Below are 3,438 nucleotides of genomic sequence, written 5' to 3'. Positions count from 1 at the left end.
CAACTGCTGACCAAGAAGCGCCAGATCAAGCAAGGCGCCATGCAGGAACTGCTCACCGGCAAGCGGCGGTTGCCAGGTTTCCATAAGCGGTGGTCAGAAGTGCGGCTGGGCGAGGTCGGTCGAACCTATGGAGGGCTGACGGGGAAGAGCAAAGCTGACTTCGGGCACGGAGCATCAAAGTACATCACCTTCATGAATGTGATGACCAACGTCCGAACGTCGGCGAAGTTGGTCGAGAGCGTTCAGGTCGGGCCATCGGAGTCGCAGAACATGGTCCAGCCTGGTGACCTTCTCTTTAACGGATCATCCGAGACACCCGAAGAGGTCGCGTTGTGTTCGTGGGTCGAAAACTGTGATGCGGGCGTTTTCCTCAACAGCTTCTGCTTCGGGTTCCGCCCTTTCGTCGCCAATCGACTTTCGGGGTTGTTCATGGCTTATTTCTTCCGTGCACGACCTGGGCGGAACGCTGTGAGCTCGCTCGCTCAAGGCGCGACGCGATACAACATTGCAAAGACGGCGCTCCTGCAGGCGCCGATCAACTTGCCTTCCTTCGATGAACAGAAGGCCATCGCGGAAGTCTTGTCTTCGATGGACGAGGAAATCACCTTGCTCCAATCCCGCCTCACCAAAGCCCGCGCCCTCAAGCAAGCCATGGCGCAGGCGCTGCTGACTGGCCGCATCCGATTGATCTGAAGTAGGCTTCCGCACCATGAAGATCCACCAGATTGCACTGCAGAACTTCCGGCGCTACGAGCAGGCCCGGTTTCAGTTTCATTCACAGTTCACGGTTCTGATCGGCAACAACGGTGCCGGCAAGACCACTGTGCTGGATGCCTTGGCCATGTTGCTCAACACCTACTTTCAGGGCTCCAAGCTGCCCACCGGGGGCGGGACGATCCAGCCAGCCGACGCCCGCGGCGTCTATTCCCGGAAAGGGGAGCAGGTCTTCAGGGAAAAGATGCACGAGGTGGCGCTGGAGGCCACCGCTAAGGTGAGCGCAGAACTGTTGACCTGGCGGCGAGAAATCGGCGACCGAGGTGGCAAGGCCAAGAACTTCGTGCAGTTGGGCGCAGATGGTCGCGCACAGATCAATGCGGGCCGCAGCCCCGATCTGCCCTTGCTGCTGTACTACGGTGCAGGCCGGTTGTGGACTTTGCATGACAACGTCGAAACGAGCCGGCCCAGCTCGCAACTGGATGCCTACCGCTATTGCCTGGACCCCAAGTCTGACCAGAAGGCGTTTGAAAAGTGGTTCAAGCAGCTAACCTACACCGCGCTGCAAAAAGGCACCCCCAGTCCAGCCATTGAGGTGGTGAAGAGTGCAGTGCTGGCTTGCATCCCAGGTGCACAAGATTTTTTCTATAACGTCGAGTACGACCAACTCACCATTGATCTGGAGAAAGAAGGGCTGACGCCGTTCAACAGCCTGAGCGACGGCTACCGCAACATGGTGGCCATGGTGGCGGACATTGCGCACCGCGCATCGCGGCTTAACCCGCATCGCGGACCTGACGCTGCGCACATGACTCAGGGCGTGGTGCTCATTGACGAGATTGACCTGCACCTGCACCCGAAGTGGCAGCGCCGCGTGGTGGCCGACCTGCAGCGTGCCTTCCCGAAATTGCAGTTCATTGCCACGTCGCACTCGCCCTTCATCCTGCAATCGCTACAGCCGGGCGAAGTGATCGATCTGGATCGCACAGGGGTCAAGCAAGGCGAGATGGCACTGCCTGATGGCATCGCGGCCCCAGGACCTGGCGGCGCTTTCAGTGGCCGATCCATTGAAGACATCGTGGAGGGCGTCATGGGGGTGGAGGTGCCGCAGCGCAGCGAGCGCTACCAGCGCATGAATGAGGCAGCAAAGGCCTACTACGCTGCCTTGCATGGCGAGCGGCCCGTCGATGCCCAGGGTCTGGAAGATTTGAAGACGCGGCTCGACGCACTGTCGTCGCCCTTCAGCGAGGAGGTTGCGTACCACGCCTTTCTTGAAATGGAGAGGCTGGCCGCAGGCCTTGGCGGCACGGGTGCCGGCGGTAAGGTGGGCTAATGCGACCGGTCAGGCGGGGCGACTGCCCTCAGGATGCAAGTGGCCAAGATCTCAGTTTTTCGGCCTACCAGCAAGCCCGTGGCGAACTGATTCGGCGCCTTGGCGAATACTGCTGCTATTGCGAGATGCATTTGGACGCATCGCTGGCTGTGGAACATGTGCAGCCCATGAAGCCCCCCGGAGCTTTGGCCAATTTGCCTGAACGGGAGCTTGCCTGGGACAACTTCCTGCTTTCCTGCACGAACTGCAATTCCACGAAGGGCAATACCGACGTGGTGCTCGCCGATTACCTTTGGCCCGACCGTGACGACACCTTTCGTGCGCTGTCCTACAAGAAGGGTGGCCTTGTTGAAGCGGCAGCAAGTCCACAGCAGTCGTCTGCCCAACGCCTCATCGAGTTGGTCGGCCTGCACAAGCTAAGCGATACGGATGAGGCCGCTGACCGCCGATGGCATAACCGTCGGGAAGCCTGGGATATGGCAGAGCGCTCCAAACGAAACCTCCTGTTGTGCCCGAACGACGCAATGCGTGACCAGATCATCGTGGCAGCCACCGCCAAGGGCTACTGGAGCGTCTGGATGACCGTGTTTGCCGACGATCCTGAGATGACGGCGCGTCTGATTCGGGCATTCCCCGGTACACATACCGATCTCTTCGCATGACCCACCCCGCCAAGAACCAGCACCAAGTGATGCTGGACCACCAGAGCGCCCATGCGGAGGTGTGTTTCGCCGGTGGCTTCATCGACGCCGCCCTCGGCATCGAGCAGGACCTGCGCGGCCAACGGCCCCGGAGGTCAGCTTCAAGCTCATCAAGCACTGACTGCCGCTGGCCATAGCAAAATCGGCATCCATTCGCATCTCCCCCGCGACTGGAGCGCCCACCATGCCTCGCATCCCTGTGCTGGACGAAGCGTCCATGCAGACCGCCGAGTCAGAAATTCCGCAACTGGCCCATCGGGCCGGGCTGGCGGCGCATCGGCGCGCAGTGAGCAGCCACGCCACCATCCTGGTCATGAAAGCCCCCAGCGGCGACCTGGTGGCGCGCCAAACCAGCGGCCAGGTGGTGGTACTCAAGACGCTGCCTGCCGACACACCAGTGCGCGTGGGCACGGTGCTCAAGCGGGCTGCCAAGCGCGCCATCAAGGCCGGCGGCCGGTGAAGCCTGCGGTGGCTTCCGCACAGCCACGTTTGCGAGTGTTCGCCGGCCCCAATGGCCCCGGCAACAGCTTTGAGTTGATGGACGGGCTGATTGCACGGGGCGCGGTACGCTTCGAAGGTGACAAGCGCTGGCGTCGATATTGGGCGGCGTGAGTGCATCGCTATCGGACAGATTCGCCGATATCAAGCCCACCCGGGCGATAGAAACCGGGCGATAGGGCAAGAATCCGC

4 protein-coding genes are annotated in these 3,438 nt (G+C 61.1%); all 4 read left to right on the top strand.

The features are described 5' to 3' along the window. Positions 1–693: restriction endonuclease subunit S (locus ACOVRJ_RS19065; RefSeq protein ID WP_422045406.1), on the top strand; the 693-nt coding region annotated here is incomplete at its 5' end. A 16-nt stretch (positions 694–709) separates the two neighbouring features. Beyond that, positions 710–2,047, top strand: a complete 1,338-nt coding sequence (locus ACOVRJ_RS19060; RefSeq protein ID WP_422045405.1) for an AAA family ATPase — start codon at positions 710–712, stop codon at positions 2,045–2,047. After that, positions 2,047–2,709: an HNH endonuclease gene (locus tag ACOVRJ_RS19055; protein WP_422045404.1), complete on the top strand. Its 663-nt coding sequence runs from the start codon at positions 2,047–2,049 to the stop codon at positions 2,707–2,709. The genes ACOVRJ_RS19060 and ACOVRJ_RS19055 overlap by 1 nt, the downstream gene beginning before the upstream one ends. Before the next feature lie 223 nt (positions 2,710–2,932). Next, entirely contained in the window at positions 2,933–3,208 is a 276-nt protein-coding gene (locus tag ACOVRJ_RS19050) for a hypothetical protein (RefSeq protein ID WP_422045403.1), read from the top strand. Positions 3,209–3,438: the final 230 nt, after the last annotated feature.

The sequence above is a fragment of the Roseateles sp. genome (assembly GCF_049240545.1).
Classification (GTDB): domain Bacteria; phylum Pseudomonadota; class Gammaproteobacteria; order Burkholderiales; family Burkholderiaceae_C; genus Paucibacter_A.
The sequence above is the reverse complement of the archived record's forward strand: the minus strand, read 5'-3'. Positions and strand labels throughout refer to the sequence as shown.

Coding starts and splice junctions, on each gene's coding strand:
- ACOVRJ_RS19050 (WP_422045403.1), top strand. CDS start 2,933: ATGCCTCGCATCCCTGTGCTGGACGAAGCGTCCATGCAGACCGCCGAG.
- ACOVRJ_RS19060 (WP_422045405.1), top strand. CDS start 710: ATGAAGATCCACCAGATTGCACTGCAGAACTTCCGGCGCTACGAGCAG.
- ACOVRJ_RS19055 (WP_422045404.1), top strand. CDS start 2,047: ATGCGACCGGTCAGGCGGGGCGACTGCCCTCAGGATGCAAGTGGCCAA.